This window comes from Komarekiella delphini-convector SJRDD-AB1, from assembly GCF_014831675.1.
Classification (GTDB): Bacteria; Cyanobacteriota; Cyanobacteriia; order Cyanobacteriales; family Nostocaceae; genus Komarekiella.
Window position 1 is genome coordinate 114,037 of the sequence record NZ_VJXY01000006.1, and the last position, 15,373, is coordinate 129,409.

The 15,373-nt window shown below is 44.6% G+C and carries 8 protein-coding genes; 1 reads left to right on the plus strand and 7 read right to left on the minus strand.

Annotation, left to right across the window (positions count from 1 at the left end; all coding sequences use genetic code 11):
- The gene (locus FNW02_RS07950) at positions 1-291 is read left to right on the plus strand and encodes a hypothetical protein (protein ID WP_191757005.1); all 291 of its coding nucleotides are present in this window, start codon (positions 1-3) and stop codon (positions 289-291) included.
- A 183-nt stretch (positions 292-474) separates the two neighbouring features.
- Here the strand turns inward: FNW02_RS07950 and FNW02_RS07955 are convergent, their stop codons facing one another.
- The 7 genes from FNW02_RS07955 to rpoB all read right to left on the minus strand — a co-directional run bounded on the left by FNW02_RS07955 (position 475) and on the right by rpoB (position 14,862).
- Positions 475-2,055, minus strand: a complete 1,581-nt coding sequence (locus FNW02_RS07955; RefSeq protein WP_191757006.1) for a serine/threonine-protein kinase — start codon at positions 2,053-2,055, stop codon at positions 475-477.
- Positions 2,056-2,301: 246 nt separating this feature from the next.
- Entirely contained in the window at positions 2,302-3,789 is a 1,488-nt protein-coding gene (locus tag FNW02_RS07960; protein ID WP_191757007.1) for a protein kinase domain-containing protein, read from the minus strand.
- A 176-nt stretch (positions 3,790-3,965) separates the two neighbouring features.
- Positions 3,966-4,511, minus strand: coding sequence for a GIY-YIG nuclease family protein (locus FNW02_RS07965; protein WP_191757008.1), 546 nt, complete (start codon positions 4,509-4,511; stop codon positions 3,966-3,968).
- Between the two features lie 67 nt (positions 4,512-4,578).
- Positions 4,579-4,902 carry a hypothetical protein gene (locus FNW02_RS07970; RefSeq protein WP_191757009.1) on the minus strand — a complete coding sequence of 108 codons (324 nt, stop codon included), beginning with the start codon at positions 4,900-4,902 and terminating at the stop codon, positions 4,579-4,581.
- Between the two features lie 377 nt (positions 4,903-5,279).
- The gene (locus FNW02_RS07975) at positions 5,280-9,359 is read right to left on the minus strand and encodes a DNA-directed RNA polymerase subunit beta'' (protein ID WP_348535377.1); all 4,080 of its coding nucleotides are present in this window, start codon (positions 9,357-9,359) and stop codon (positions 5,280-5,282) included.
- Positions 9,360-9,520: 161 nt separating this feature from the next.
- Positions 9,521-11,398, minus strand: coding sequence for a DNA-directed RNA polymerase subunit gamma (locus FNW02_RS07980; RefSeq protein WP_191757011.1), 1,878 nt, complete (start codon positions 11,396-11,398; stop codon positions 9,521-9,523).
- 164 nt (positions 11,399-11,562) lie between these two features.
- Positions 11,563-14,862, minus strand: a complete 3,300-nt coding sequence (gene rpoB, locus FNW02_RS07985) for a DNA-directed RNA polymerase subunit beta (RefSeq protein ID WP_191757106.1) — start codon at positions 14,860-14,862, stop codon at positions 11,563-11,565.
- Positions 14,863-15,373 lie beyond the last annotated feature (511 nt).

Consider the following 15,373-nt stretch of genomic DNA (forward strand, 5'->3'; position numbering starts at 1 on the left):
GTGGTTAGCGCAGCAGTAGCGAGCCTTGCTTGCGGCACGCTTTGCGAACGAGCGCCTTGCAATAGCCCAGCCCTACGGGAAAGCAAGCTACGCGAGTCTTGTCTACGGCACGCTTTGCGAACGAGCGTCACCCCCGTTCGCGTGTGGCGTGCCGGAGGCATCACCTGGACGGCTTGTCGTCAGCAGTCTATGTGCGGGGCGCACCTTCAAGATGGAACAAAGCAAGAGACAGGTTGGGTATTTGTAGCAGGGAACATGGGACAGGGGACAGGAAATAGGGAACAGGCTTGAAAATCTCTTGGTGTCAGGATTTTATGCTCAGATGATGTCCTAAACTACCTGGCACCAGCTATATATTGAAAAAAAGAGCTTTGTTAGGAGACATCGCCCTTACCAAATGTACATCAGAATATATCCCCTATACTTGAGCTTAACCTGTGATATCTGATGACAAGGCTTTATTTCAGAGCGGAGCTATTTGGTATCACTAACAACCCATCTGCTATTTTGGGCATCCCATAAAAGAAAAAAGCGTACAGAACCAGGAATTACTTTTCCAGTGTTCATCAAATATTTTAACTTAGCATTTACTGTAGCTGTTTCTGCACTTGCCTGTACCAAATTAACTTGTTCAATATCTACGCTTTGAACCTTTCCTCCCCACCAGTCGATGTAAGAAAGATAGCCATCTGGGTGTAGGCGTTTGTTATTTTGATAACCAGGAGATAGCTGATTCCATCCAGTTTGAAACTCGCGTTTATTAATAGTTTCAAAATAGTTTTGCACAGCTTGTTCTGGTGATGGTCTATCAGCCTGTGGCTGTGTTGTGGAAGGAAGTTGAGAAGATGGGGTTGCGCTAGGAATGCCATTATTGAGAAATGGTACTGGTATATTATCCTGCGGTTCGTTACTTATAGAAGGTTCTGAAGTGCTAGAAACTGGCGATTGTACAGGCGGCGTATCTTGCGGTTCATTACGGGTGGAGGATTCAGATAAGGTGCTTGATTTTACTATTGGTTGAGGTGATTTGTTGAGAGCGAAACCAATGATCATAGCAGCACCAATCAAACCACCTGTAATTATACTGGCGAGAAAGATTCCCCTTTGCCCCGTGCCTTGATTGGCAGGTTGAGTAGAAGACCTTGGACTAACAGAAATTGTTTTTTGAAGTGTTGCGGAAACTGCTGGAGTTACTGGTGGTTGGAGATAAGGCACTGTAGGAGCGAAAGTTCCCACCCCAGATTGCAAGACTTCTAGCATTTCTCTAGCAGAGGCGAAGCGATCGCGTGGATGATAAGCGATCGCCCGGTCTATCACCCCGGCCAGTGTAGGGCTAACACTTAAGGCGTATCTGTGCCAAATAATTTCTCCCGTACGTGGATCTGTCTCTAATTCTTGTGGCTGTTTCCCTGTTAGAAGATAAATTACCGTAATTCCTAAACTGTATAAATCACTAGAATAAAGTGGTCTACCAGCCGCTTGTTCACTTGGCATGAATCCTGGTGTACCAATCACAATCGAACTGGTAGGATTGCCTTGAGAATTTACCACTGTTCCCATTGATTCTCGCACAGCACCGAAATCAATCAGTACTGGTTTACTATCACGATGACGCAAGATGATGTTATCTGGCTTGATATCTCGATGGATAATCCGTTTACTATGTACGTATTCTAGTACTGGTAATAAATTTACTAATATTTCTCGGGTAGTACTTTCACTTAATAACCCTTGCTGGTAGACTTTTCCAGTTAGTGTATCGCCTTCAATCCACTCCTGAACTAAGTAGAATTGCCCATCTGACTGAAAGTAGGCATACAAAGTAGGGATTTGGTTTGTTGCACCGCCAAGTTCTTCTAAAATCGCCGCTTCCCGTTGGAACCTCTCCTGCACCAACTGGTAAATCTGGGGGTTATTTTGAATTGGTCTTAGCTGTTTAATTACACAGCGACGATTGGAAGGCATTTGGATATCTTCAGCTACGAAGGTCTCACCAAACCCACCGCTTCCTAAAGTCCGAATAACTTGATAGCGGTTGTTTAGCAGTGTTTGCATAACTTAGCGCCGGAAAGAACAAGGGTATTTTGTGTAGGAAGCGAAGCGAGCGCAACTTATCAATAAAGAAAAGTAGCGCTATGCTTCAACAGCGATCGCATAGAGCATATTTTTCTTTTATCGGAAAATGCTGAACATTTAGTATTATACTATACACTTATTTTTATTTTATTAAGTCATTCTTAATTTTTAAGTAAGCATTAATATTATAATTAATCCAGCTTTATAAACTAATCCTGAAAAAGTTTATCTCTTAAAATATCTTATGTTGTAACGGTCTTGATATTTGCCAATATACTCAACATTCCGTTGTTCTAATTTTGATAACAATCTAGAAGGAAACTGCTTTGGTGAATATATAGGGCGATACCAAGGTTGGTTATTAAAGTAATTTTGTAAACCAGGAGTGTCAAAACGGCGACCGTGACTTGCAAAAATTGAATTTCGCATAATATCTAGTTCCAAACCGTTTTTACCATCTAAATCTGCATCAGTTATAAGTCTTTGGGAAAGCCAGGAATAATTATTAACAGTTGTATTAATAACTGATGGTATTGATGTAGTTGAGAAAGGTGTAGATGGAGTAGAAATAGATGAAATATTTGGTGTTTTTATAACTTGTGGTGTGATTGATGGCGTTTCTAACGGAGTAATATCTGGAGTTTCTTTAACTTGAGATGTGATTGACGGCATTTGTGAAGGTGACACCGTTTTATCTACTACAGGTTGAGAAGTTTTTGTTAAAACTTGACTAATAATTACAGATGCACCAATTAACCCACCTGCAATCAAACCACCGAGCAGTATACCATTGTGTCGATTACTTTGAGGAGTAGGTTTTGGCGTGACATGCACTGTCTGAGGAAGTGGTGCAGATATAACAACGGGTTGTGTTGGTGGTATGGGATTTGTTAGGCTTTGCAAAGCATCCAGCATTGCTCTGGCAGTGGGATAGCGATCGCGTGGATGATAGGCGATCGCTTTATCGATGACCCCTGCTATTATGGGGCTAACATGACTAGCGTACTGCCGCCACACAATCTCACCCGTCTGAGAATCTATTTCTAATTGTTGTGGTTGTCTACCAGTCAGCAAATAAATTACCGTCATTCCTAAACTGTATAAATCACTGGAATAAACTGGTCTACCAGCTGCTTGTTCACTCGGCATATACCCAGGTGTACCAATCACAATCGAACTCGTAGGATTACCTTGAGAATTCATCACCGTTCCCATTGATTCTCGCACAGCACCGAAATCAATCAGCACTGTTTTACTATCGCGATGACGCACCATGATGTTATCTGGCTTAATATCACGGTGAACGATTTGCCGAGAATGGACGTAATCCAGGACAGGTAACAAATTTACCAAGATTTCCTGGACAGTGCTTTCACTAAATAACCCCTGCTTTTGAACTTTTGCTGTTAGAGTATCGCCTTCAATCCACTCTTGAACTAAGTAAAATTGCCCATTTGTGGAGAAGTAAGCATACAACACAGGAATTTGGTCAGTTGCGCCACCGAGTTCTTCTAAAATTGCTGCTTCCCGTTGAAACCTCTCTTGCACCAACTGATAAACTTGAGGGTTGTTTTGAATCGGTCTTAACTGTTTAACTACACAGCGGCGCTTTGAAGGCATATAAGTATCTTCAGCCAGATAGGTTTCACCAAACCCACCAGTGCCGAGTGTACGGATAACTTGATAGCGATCGTTTAGCAGCTGTATTGTCATGGAAGGTTAAAAGCAATAGTTAGTTTGGATATTATCTAATGTAATATCTTATACTAAGTTTTTTAAACAACATTCGATTAACATCAAGTAAATTTTACTACCCACACCAACTTGATGAGAGTCTTTGATTGTAAGCTGGTTACTTCAGCTATTAACTACTTTTACCCAGAAAACTTTTATTTTAAATCAAGTAATCCATCTTCTTTTAACTTGGGATTGAAGCGAACTTGTATTTGTAAACCACGCGCTTCTAGCTCTGTTAGAATTTTTGCTTCTACTCGACGCGCCACATTTTTAATAATTTTAATTTGTGCTAATTCATCATTAGCTGGACTTTGATAATTTGCCTGTTCGTCAGGTGTCATTATTACTTTGACATCAATGGGTTGAGTCCATTTTTCTTTATACTCACTATTCCCCAATGGCACATTGCCGTTTTCGGTAATCCAGGCATTCTCAATGTTTTCTAAAACTGTACGGCTAGGACGTTCAATTGTTTGAGCTTTCACCCAAAAGCATTGTTGTGGCTGACGTACTAAATGCTGTTTTAGGCTCAGATAAACATCACGGGAATATCCGATAAATTGCAGCACTTTTTCTTGGTCAAAAATAGCATATACGCCGATTTTGCCTTGAAATTGTTCAGGTATTTGACCGCGATCGTCAATGTAAGGTAAGTATTCTAAGGTTGCCAAGGAAGGAATATTTGTTTCAGTTGTCATAAAACTTGCTATTTGCTTTCATAATGAAAAATTGTTAATTAGAGAAAAGCATATTCAAAATTACGCGTTACTCAATTTTTTGGTAAATTGCACAAAGGCGACTAGGGTTAAAAATCTTTGCACTGAACATGAAATTTGGTGGTACGTTGATGATGATATATTCATCAGATTCATGATACTTTTCAAATTCTGCTGGCATTCCTTTAGGGGTAGCTAAACTGTAGGGAACTGGCTGAAAAAACAGTTCTGTAAATTCTACTTTTTCATACTGTAAATTCTGACAGATCTGTTTTAAGAAAGCTTCACTTGTCAATAATTGAAATAAAGTTTCTTTGGCTTGTGGTTCCAGAGCAAAACTGCCATCAAAGTTCTGGACTATTTTAAGACGCATTTCGTGTACAGGTAGTTATTAACGACTTAGTGTTTTTATCGTCTCAGTGACAAGACATAGAGACATGATTCAACAGGCTCTACAAAGGTTAATAAACAAAGCAAGCTTTGTTAAGTTGTTAAGATGACCTTTGCAAAAAATTACCACTTTAAGATCAGCCTATGGGATTGTGGGACTTCTGTCAGCTAGAGGAGGAAGCTGACATGATTAAGAATTGTGAAGTTTGAAGTTTGATAAAGTATGAGAGTTTGTCAAAAAATAACAAGCACCAATGCTGATTTTAGTTAGAGCCAACTTTTACTATAAAAATTTTTGAACCAAAAAAGGCAGAAGATTTATCTTCTGCCTTTTTAGTTTTTAACGTTTACCTTTCGGCTTTATTCGTCGTAATCTTCTTCGTCGTCTTCTTCGTAATCGTCCTCTTCGTCTTCTTCTACAAGGTCGGTGATTTCATCAGCAATCAACTCATCCTCGTCATCTAGAATTGACCTTTCTGCGCGTCTGCTACCAAATCCAGATTCACCAAGCGAAGGAGAATCTAAATTATAAGTACGAGCTGTGCGGTCATCTAGAACCATGTCTAGAGGGTCATCGACTTCATCCAAGACACTACTACTGTCAAGAGCAGCATAGTCCTCGATCGCACCTGGTTCTTCATAGGCATTGTAACCAGTACCAGCCGGGATCAATCGTCCAATAATCACGTTTTCCTTTAACCCGCGCAGCCAGTCAGATTTGCCTTCAATAGCTGCTTCGGTCAGTACCCGTGTTGTTTCTTGGAAGGATGCAGCAGAAATAAAGCTGTCGGTGTTCAAAGATGCTTTGGTAATCCCCAATAATACAGGGGTGTATTGTGCACGCGCACCACCAGTAATTGCCATAGCTTCGTTTACCTGCTCAACTTGGCGTAACTCTACCAACTCGCCGGGAAGCATGGTGGTATCACCACCATCATCGATCCGTACTTTATTGGTCATCTGGCGAACAATTACTTCAATGTGCTTATCAGAAATATCAATCCCCTGAGATTGATACACCATTTGCACCTCATTCACCAAAAATGTTTGCACCTTTTGCAAGGCATGGCTAGCACAAGCATAGACTCCATCTTCGGAACCCAGGCTAAAAAAGATTTCCAAAATTTCGTGGGGATTAGATGGGCCATCGCTCAACGGTTGTCCCGCTAGCACATGAGATCCATCTGGCACAATCAGATTTTGTCCTGGGCCGAGAGGATAATCTGTGACTACACCATTCTGTTCCACGACCTTAATGGCGATCGCTTCATCGCCATCACCATAAACTACCTTGACTTCCCCAGCTCGCCGACATAAGATACACGCTTCTTTAGGTTTACGAGCTTCCAGCAGTTCCTCAATCCGGGGCAAACCTTGAATAATATCTCCGGTTTTGGCGCGTTCAAACACCAACAACACCAAGTTATCGCCCCGTTGTACCAAATCGCCATCTTCTATCTGCAACACAGCACCAGGACTGACTCGGTAGGGACGACCGACGCGGATAGTGATGGCATATTCTTTAGAACTAAGAGCCGATTCACCAGCAGCAGATGTAGCAGGGGCATTTTTAACATCTACTACTTGACCAGATTCGACAGCAAAAGCCCCGGGGGCAACTTCTGCACCTTCTACCAGCAAGTCACCCACCTTCACTTTAGGCTGAGTGCTAGTATTCATCGTGATCATGTCTGTGTCACGGCGCAATACTAAGCAGCGACGTACGTTTTCAGTCCCTTTTTGTACGCCCCGCACAATACCCCCCTCTTTACACAAGATTTGGGTACGTGCCACCACAGAGCCAGGGGCAATGGTGATCCCATCTTGTACCTCAAGCGTCGTCTGAGTACTGCCTTGAGTGGCATCAGCGGTAATGTCTCGACGAATTACCAAGGACTCCAAAATTACTAGCTGCAAGCGTTGAATTTCTGGATCTTCAGTATCTAGTACTAATTCAATATCTGCTGCTAAGGGAGAAGCGTTGTGGTCTGCTTCACCTTCGGAGTCAATTTCCAACACTAGCTGGGTTCGCAGTAATTCGACTCCTTCAACAGATTTCACGCGTTCTGAATCTTTGTAAGGAAGTCGCTGTACAGCCCGCAACTGGATAGAACGCCCAGTTTGTTGGCTTACAGATGTAGTTGAAGGCACATCTGGGTTACTTGGTACGGCGAACTCCACTACTGGACGACTCAATAGGGCAGGGCCTTCTGGTGTCTCCACATACTGGATGTAGCGCAATTCTGTAGCAACTGCTCCTTGGAATTCTTCACCTGGTTGGACAAAGGTGTTATCGCGGCCAATCACTGCTTCTGGATCGTCAACCATTAGCAGTTCCCCTGGCTTAATCACCACTTCCCGCAGAATGTCGTTTTTCTGGGTCACTTCTACCACACCACTCGTTTGACAGAAGATATCCTTGACTACCTCGGAGCCAGCTTCAACAAACTGACCATCTTCCACTAACAATAAGGAAATATCTTTGTTTACTTCGTGGGTTTCTTCGGGAATCCACAGGAGAGTACCGCCTTCTACCACTTCATAACCTAGCTTGGCTTTACCTTTCTTCTGGACTTCGACGCCCGCGAATTTCAGGAATCCACCAGTGGTTGTACGATAGCGATCATCAATTAACTCAGCTACTACTTGACCATTTTGCACTTTTGTGCCAGGTGTAGCTCTGAGGTTAAATACCTGGTTGTTGCCAGTGGAGACTAAGTAGTTATTGCGACCTTGTGAGCTTTGAACAGTCACCGTTGCCTGGTCTAAGACCACAGAAGCGGTGATAATCTCAATTTCCCTAGTACTCTTACCAGGAGTAGCTTCGGGCAAGCGCACTACACCACCGTGCAAAGTAGTTAACTTGGTTTCTGCTAGAACCCCATTGGAGGCGATCGCATCACCATTTTTCACCACCAATTCTGCACCTGGTGGTAAGTTATAAACTTCACCAGACAAAATCCAAATCAAGCCACCCCGTGCAGCTGTGGTTGTGGTATTACCCTGACGGTCTGTTTTTTGTTCTGGGACTACTTCCGCAAATTGCACTTCCCCTGCTAAGTCAGAAGCTACATCTTTAACCGCTTTTTCTGTATTAGTACGAGTTGTACGTCCACCAAGGGCAACCTCTGCCAATAGCTGACCTTGTTTTACTTGATTTCCATCAAATACATATAATGTTGAACCTTGAGTCAGATGAACCTCTTGGTTAGCTGGGGTTTCAGAACCTTCTTTTTTGGGTTCTAAAATCAAGATGCCATTGGCTTCAACATACAGAGCATCTTCACCGTGGCGGGTACGATATGCTCTGGTCTTCAATTTCCGAGGCAGCTTAACAGTCCCATCGATTTTAGAGCGTACTTGTTGCGCCACTTCCCCAGTAAACACACCACCTGTGTGGAATGTCCGCATGGTCAGTTGCGTTCCAGGTTCGCCGATACTTTGGGCGGCAATAATCCCAACAGCTTCGCCCAAATCTACCATCTTGGCGTGAGCTAAACTCCAGCCGTAGCAGTGCTGACAGACGGAACGTGCAGCGTCACAAGTCAAGGGCGATCGCACTAAGACTTCAGCAACTCCAGCTTTTTCAATTTTCTTTGCTAAGTCATCGGAAACTGGGGTATTGCGTGGTGCAATCACTTCTTTTGTAGTTGGATGAACTACATCCTCGCCAATTACCCGTCCCATCAAGCGTGTTGCTAGAGGGATCAAGGTTTTGGCCCCTTCTGTCATTGGTCGAATCGGAATTCCCCTGGTAGTGCCGCAGTCAAATTCCCGGATAATTACATCCTGAGACACGTCAACTAGACGGCGGGTAAGATAACCGGAGTCAGCCGTTCGCAAAGCTGTATCCACCAATCCTTTTCTAGCACCGTAAGACGAAATAATGTATTCCGTCACAGTGAGTCCTTCGCGGAAGTTGGTTTTGATGGGTAAGTCGATAATTTCCCCTTGAGGATCTGCCATCAGTCCCCGCATCCCTACCAATTGCCGGACTTGGGAAATGTTACCCCGCGCTCCCGAAAATGCCATCATGTACACGGAGTTGAGCGGATTGGTCTTTTTGAAGTGGATGACTACTTCATCTTTAAGGGCTTCACTAGTACCGTTCCAAGTATCAATTACCTTTTGGAAACGTTCAACTTCGGTAATTTCTCCCCGTTGGTAACGAGTTTCGGTGGCGCGAATTTCTTCTTCTGCTGCTTCTAGGAGCGATCGCTTACTTGGTGGCACCATCAAGTCATCTACACTGATAGAAACCCCTGCTTTAGTGGCGTAGCGAAATCCCAAATCTTTTAATTTGTCCGCCATCACTGCGGTTCGCGCCGTTCCATAATGCGTAAACGCCCAAGAAATTAAATTTCTTAGCTGACCTTTGTCAACCACACGATTGCGAAAAATCATTTTTTCGTTAGTCATTAATCTTGAGTCCTTAGTCATTGGGGATTGGGTACTGGGTATTGGGTACTAGGAAGGGAAAAGGTTAAAGAGTAAGGAGGAAAGGTAAAAAACAGACTCCTTTAACCTTTCCCCTTTGCTCCTAATCCCCAAAGCGGGCTCCGAGTTCCCCTTCTTTGTCCACAGTCCCCAGTCCCTAGTACCTAACTTGCTAGTGCTTCTTGAATCGCCTTATTGTAAATAACACGACCAGGTGTTGTACGTATATACTGAGAAAGCAGATTTCCCTCACCGTCTTCTCTGACTCGGCGGAACTTGTACAGCAACGTCCGGCTACCATCGCCGTTTTCTGTCACTTCTAGGGGTTCTGTATCTGGTTGGTCTGATTCTAGTTCGCCGTCAAATCGCACATAGATGTAGGCGTGCAAATCAATTTGCTCTTGCTGGAAAGCCATAATTACGTCATCTAGCGAAGCAAAATATTTTCCTGCACCTTTTGTGGCATTAGGATTTTCTGCTGTTAAGTAATACGCTCCCAATACCATGTCTTGACTGGGCGTGATAATAGGTTTACCCGTAGCTGGTGACAAAATATTGTTAGAAGCCAGCATTAACAACCGCGCCTCAGCCTGACTTTCCAACGATAAGGGGACGTGTACTGCCATTTGGTCGCCGTCAAAGTCGGCGTTAAACGCTGGACACACTAGAGGATGCAGTTGAATTGCTCTGCCTTCCACCAAAATCGGCTCAAAAGACTGAATACCCAAGCGGTGCAGGGTCGGCGCGCGGTTGAGTAGCACTGGGTGTCCTTCAATTACTTCTTCCAGCACATCCCAGACACTAGGGTCATTGCGAGATATCAGTTTTTTTGCCGCTTTGATGTTATTCACCATGCCACTGCGAATCAAGCGATTGATCACAAACGGTTGAAATAGCTCAATTGCCATTTCCCTAGGCAAACCGCACTGGTGAATCTTCAGCTTTGGCCCGACGACAATTACAGAACGCCCAGAGTAGTCAACACGTTTACCCAACAAGTTTTGTCGGAAACGTCCTTGCTTACCCTCAATAATGTCAGACAAAGATTTCAGGGGGCGGTTATTTGCTCCTACTACCGTGCGTCCTCGGCGACCATTGTCAATCAAAGCATCTACTGCTTCTTGCAGCATCCGCTTTTCGTTCCGCACAATAATTTCTGGTGCCAAAATCTCTTGTAAGCGTGCCAGACGATTATTGCGATTAATCACCCGCCGATACAAATCATTCAAATCACTGGTGGCAAACCGACCGCCATCTAGCTGTACCATTGGGCGCAAATCTGGAGGGATTACGGGGATAACTGCCATTACCATCCACTCTGGTTTAGAACCAGTAGCGATGAAATTATCAATCACCCGCAGTCTCTTTATCAGCTTGGCCCGCTTTTGTCCCTTGGCATTGCCAATTTCTTCTCGTAGGCTTTCAGCTTCTTGCTCTAAATTGATATCAGCAAGTAAACGCAGCAGCGCCTCGGCACCAATTCCTACCTCTACGCCCTGTAGCTGAGAATCTTCGCTATAAATTTGGTCTTCAATTTCCAACCACTGGTCTTCACTCAATAGCTGTTTGTAAGTTAAGGTTTCGGCATTTCCTGGACTCAGGACAACATAAGAGTTGAAATAGACAATCTGCTCAACATCCCGCAAGGGCATATCTAGCAGGATAGAAATATAGCTAGGAATACCTTTGAGATACCAGACGTGAGCTACTGGTGCGGCGAGTTTAATATAGCCCATGCGGTGGCGACGCACGCGCGACTCGGTAACTTCTACCCCACAACGCTCGCAGACAATACCTCTATGACGGACTCTTTTATACTTGCCACAATGACATTCCCAATCTTTGGCGGGCCCAAAGATGCGTTCGCAGAATAAGCCGTCCATTTCCGGCTTCAGAGTTCGGTAATTAATTGTCTCTGGCTTGGTAACTTCACCTACTAACTGACCATTGGGCAGTGTTCGCTCGCCCCACTGCCGAATGCGTTCTGGTGATGCTAAACCGATTTTGACGTAGTCAAACTGATTAGTTTGGGCGGGTCTCATACTTAAGTGCTGAGTTCTGAGTTATGAGTTTTGAGTAAATATATTCAATTAAAAGGTTTGAATAGAGAAATATCCAAGTTCTAAGTGCCAATTGCTAGTATTTAAATACTTAGCACGGGCTAAACGCCCCGCTACCGCTAACGGCACTCAGAACTCAGCACTCTCTACTCGTCTTCTTCCAGCGATTCGCGGGAGAGAGATTCGTATGTTGGTCGTGGAGGGGTGCGCCGGGCTGATTGGTCTGCCATCAAATCGACTTCCACATCTAAAGAACTACCGTCTGCCTGTGTCTCTACCTTATGTACGGCAATGTCCAAACCTAATGATTGCAGTTCTCGCATCAGTACCTTGAAGGATTCTGGTGTTCCTGGTCGCGGAATTGCCTTGCCTTTAACGATCGCATTTAGCGCTTCATTCCGCCCTTGCATATCGTCAGATTTGACTGTAAGCAATTCTTGCAAGGTGTAAGCTGCACCGAAGGCTTCCAATGCCCATACTTCCATTTCTCCAAACCGCTGACCACCTTGCTGTGCTTTACCACCCAAGGGTTGCTGGGTCACGAGTGAGTATGGGCCTGTAGAACGAGCGTGGATCTTATCATCCACCAAATGCACTAACTTCAGCATATAAGCCACACCCACGGTTACAGGTCGGTCAAATGGTTCGCCGGTGCGACCATCAAACACCATAATTTTGCCTGGGTCATCAGGGTTATATACCCAAGTTTTGCTTGTTTCGTCCCGTGCTTCTTGCAATTTGCCATGCACAATTCTGCGGGATGACTCTTCACCGTACATTTCATCAAAGGGAGTAATCTTAAATCGCACTCCCAAATTATGCCCAGCCCAACCCAGCAAACACTCAAATACCTGTCCGACGTTCATCCGACTCGGTACACCCAAGGGGTTAAGTACGATGTCCACTGTTGAACCATCAGGTAAATAGGGCATATCTTCCACTGGCAATATCCGAGAAATAATTCCCTTATTGCCGTGGCGTCCTGCCATCTTGTCGCCCACTTGGATTTTGCGCTTCTGGGCGACGTACACCCGGACTACCATATTGGCTCCTGGTGGCAATTCATCACCTTGCTCACGGGTAAACAAGCGTACGTCAACCACACGCCCTTTTTCACCGTTAGGTACTCGCAAGGAATTGTCTCGTACATCCCGCGCTTTTTCACCGAAAATGGCACGCAATAATTTTTCTTCTGGCGGTTGGTCAGATTCACCTTTCGGTGTAACTTTTCCTACCAAGATATCCCCAGCTTCTACCCATGCCCCAATCCGAATGATTCCTTGTTCATCCAGTTGGCGTAAAGCATCTTCCCCAACGTTGGGAATTTCTCTGGTAATTTCTTCTGGCCCCAGTTTTGTTTGTCTGGCCTCAATTTCATATTTTTCAATATGAATTGAGGTGTAAACATCATCCTGTACCAGCCGCTCAGAAATCAAAATCGCATCTTCGTAGTTGTAGCCTTCCCAAGGCATATAAGCGACGACGATGTTTTGTCCCAGCGCTAATTCGCCACCTTCTGTTGAGGAACCATCAGCTAACACCTGACCTGCTACAACGCGCTCACCAATACGGACGAGGGGTTTTTGATTGAGACAGGTGTCTTGGTTGGAGCGTTGGTATTTGGAAAGATAGTACTTAATTTCTGGGGTTGAGGGTTTAGGACGTACACGAATTTCTGTAGCATCCACATAAGTGACATCGCCATCGGTACGGGACACAATCACCATCCCAGAGTCTCTTGCTCCTTGAGCTTCCAAACCTGTACCCACAAGAGGACGCTCTGGTTTTAGCAGGGGTACTGCCTGCCGTTGCATATTTGACCCCATTAATGCTCGGTTGGCGTCATCATGCTCCAAGAAGGGAATCATGCTAGTAGCCACGGACACGATTTGCACTGGGGATACAGCTACGTAATCAACTTGCTCTGGCGTTGTGGTAGCCCAATCTTGGCGATAGCGCACTGGCACTTGTGGCCCTTTGATGTAGCCATTTTCATCTAAGGGTATATCGCCAGTTGCCGTACGCAGGTCGTCTTCTTCATCGGCTGTCATGTATACTGGCTGGACGTCAAATCGTACCCGCCCATTTTCTACAGGTCTAAATGGCGTTTCTAAGAAGCCGTACTGGTTAACTCGTGCATGGGTTGCCAAGGAGCCAATCAAACCAGCGTTGGGGCCTTCTGGTGTCTCGATGGGGCAAATACGTCCGTAGTGACTAGGATGAATATCTCGCACAGCGAATCCAGCGCGTTCGCGGGTTAAACCGCCAGGGCCAAGGGCACTTAGTCGGCGTTTGTGAGTCAGTTCTGCTAGAGGATTGGTTTGATCCATGAACTGACTTAACTGGCTGGAACCAAAAAATTCTTTAATTGCTGCTACTAATGGTTTGGGGTTCACCAAGGAAGCAGGAGTTAGCACTTCCGCATCCGATACGGTCATCCGTTCACGAATGATTCTCTCTAAGCGGTTTAAGCCTACCCGGACTTGGTTTTGCAGCAACTCGCCTACACTCCTGACTCGGCGATTACCTAAGTGGTCAATGTCGTCGATATTACCGATATCGTATTCTAGGTTGATCAGGTAATCTACGGCTGCCAAGATATCGCTGGAAGTCAGCACGCGCATGGTATCAGGTACAGATAGCCGTAATTTCTTGTTGAGCTTGTAACGTCCGACTCTACCAAGGTCATAACGTTTCGGGTCAAAGAAACGAGAGTCTAGGAGTTGTTGTCCACCTAATACCGTAGGAGGTTCACCAGGACGCAGTTTACGATACAATTCCATCAGGGCTTCTTCTTCAGAGAACTGCCCTTCTTTTTCGATAGTTTTTTGGAAATATTCTGGGTGGCGTAAGGCGTCAAAGATTTCGTTGTCTGATAGCCCTAATGCTTTCAATAGCACTTGGGCTGAGAGTTTGCGGGTTTTGTCGATGCGTACCCACACTAAATCGTTACGGTCTGTTTCAAATTTCAGCCATGCTCCACGGTTGGGAATTAAGCTAGCTGAATAAGTACGCCGCCCATTTTTGTCAATTTCCGATTTGTAATAGACCCCTGGCGATCGCACTATCTGGTTGACAATCACCCGTTCGGCTCCGTTAATAATAAACGTACCGCGATCGGTCATCAAAGGCAGATCCCCGATAAATACCTCTTGCTCTTTGATTTCACCCGTTTCTTTATTAATTAAGCGTGTGGGGACATACATCTGTACAGCATAAGTGCTATCCCGCCGTTTGGCTTCTTCGACGCTGTACTTTGGTTCCTTGAGTTTGTAGTTATGACCCAAAAAGTGCAGTTCTAGTTTGCCTGTGTAATCTGTAATAGGACTAAAGGAGTTAAGTTCTTCTATCAACCCTTCTTCCAAAAACCAGCGGAAGCTTGAACGCTGGATTTCAATCAAGTCGGGTAACAAAAAGGCGGGTTCCATATATTTTTCGTTAGTCATGCCTCTACCTTTGTCAACCTGGTTGTACTTTCCTTTGGACACTGCTGTTTGACAGTTCCCGATCTTAGTCAGTGTCCGCACCTGTTTGGGAACTTCTCCTTACATCACCTGCCATTTACAAGTGTGGGCAAACCCAGCAATTAAAGCCGGAATCAGCGATTTTGACAAGGGGTTTATTGCCCCTAATGAGGGTACAGAATCGCTAAAATCCAGCTAGAAGATTGATTCAATAACAATAGATACTCCAGATATCCCTGAGTTAGATTTGCTTTTTTCACTTCCCCTCCAAAAAGCGCGTTATTTTAGCCTACGCACACTTATATCGTTACGCGTATATCTAATAACACTTCTATCATTTATATCTCAGTGATATACTCATGCAGAGGCAGCGATCTACACCTTTTCGGCTCTGAATAGTCATGGCTTCATCTTGTTGAGTTGTAGTCACAAAGCAATTTTGTTTAAAGATTTTCTATAGGTTAAACATACAGAAGCCGATGTACATACCTTG

What these genes read in the sequence shown, in the direction of transcription:
- FNW02_RS07955 (WP_191757006.1), bottom strand. Translation starts at nt 2,055, where the DNA reads ATGCAAACACTGCTAAACAACCGCTATCAAGTTATTCGGACTTTAGGA.
- FNW02_RS07960 (WP_191757007.1), bottom strand. Translation starts at nt 3,789, where the DNA reads ATGACAATACAGCTGCTAAACGATCGCTATCAAGTTATCCGTACACTC.
- FNW02_RS07965 (WP_191757008.1), bottom strand. Translation starts at nt 4,511, where the DNA reads ATGACAACTGAAACAAATATTCCTTCCTTGGCAACCTTAGAATACTTA.
- FNW02_RS07970 (WP_191757009.1), bottom strand. Translation starts at nt 4,902, where the DNA reads ATGCGTCTTAAAATAGTCCAGAACTTTGATGGCAGTTTTGCTCTGGAA.
- FNW02_RS07975 (WP_348535377.1), bottom strand. Translation starts at nt 9,359, where the DNA reads ATGACTAAGGACTCAAGATTAATGACTAACGAAAAAATGATTTTTCGC.
- FNW02_RS07980 (WP_191757011.1), bottom strand. Translation starts at nt 11,398, where the DNA reads ATGAGACCCGCCCAAACTAATCAGTTTGACTACGTCAAAATCGGTTTA.
- rpoB (WP_191757106.1), bottom strand. Translation starts at nt 14,862, where the DNA reads ATGACTAACGAAAAATATATGGAACCCGCCTTTTTGTTACCCGACTTG.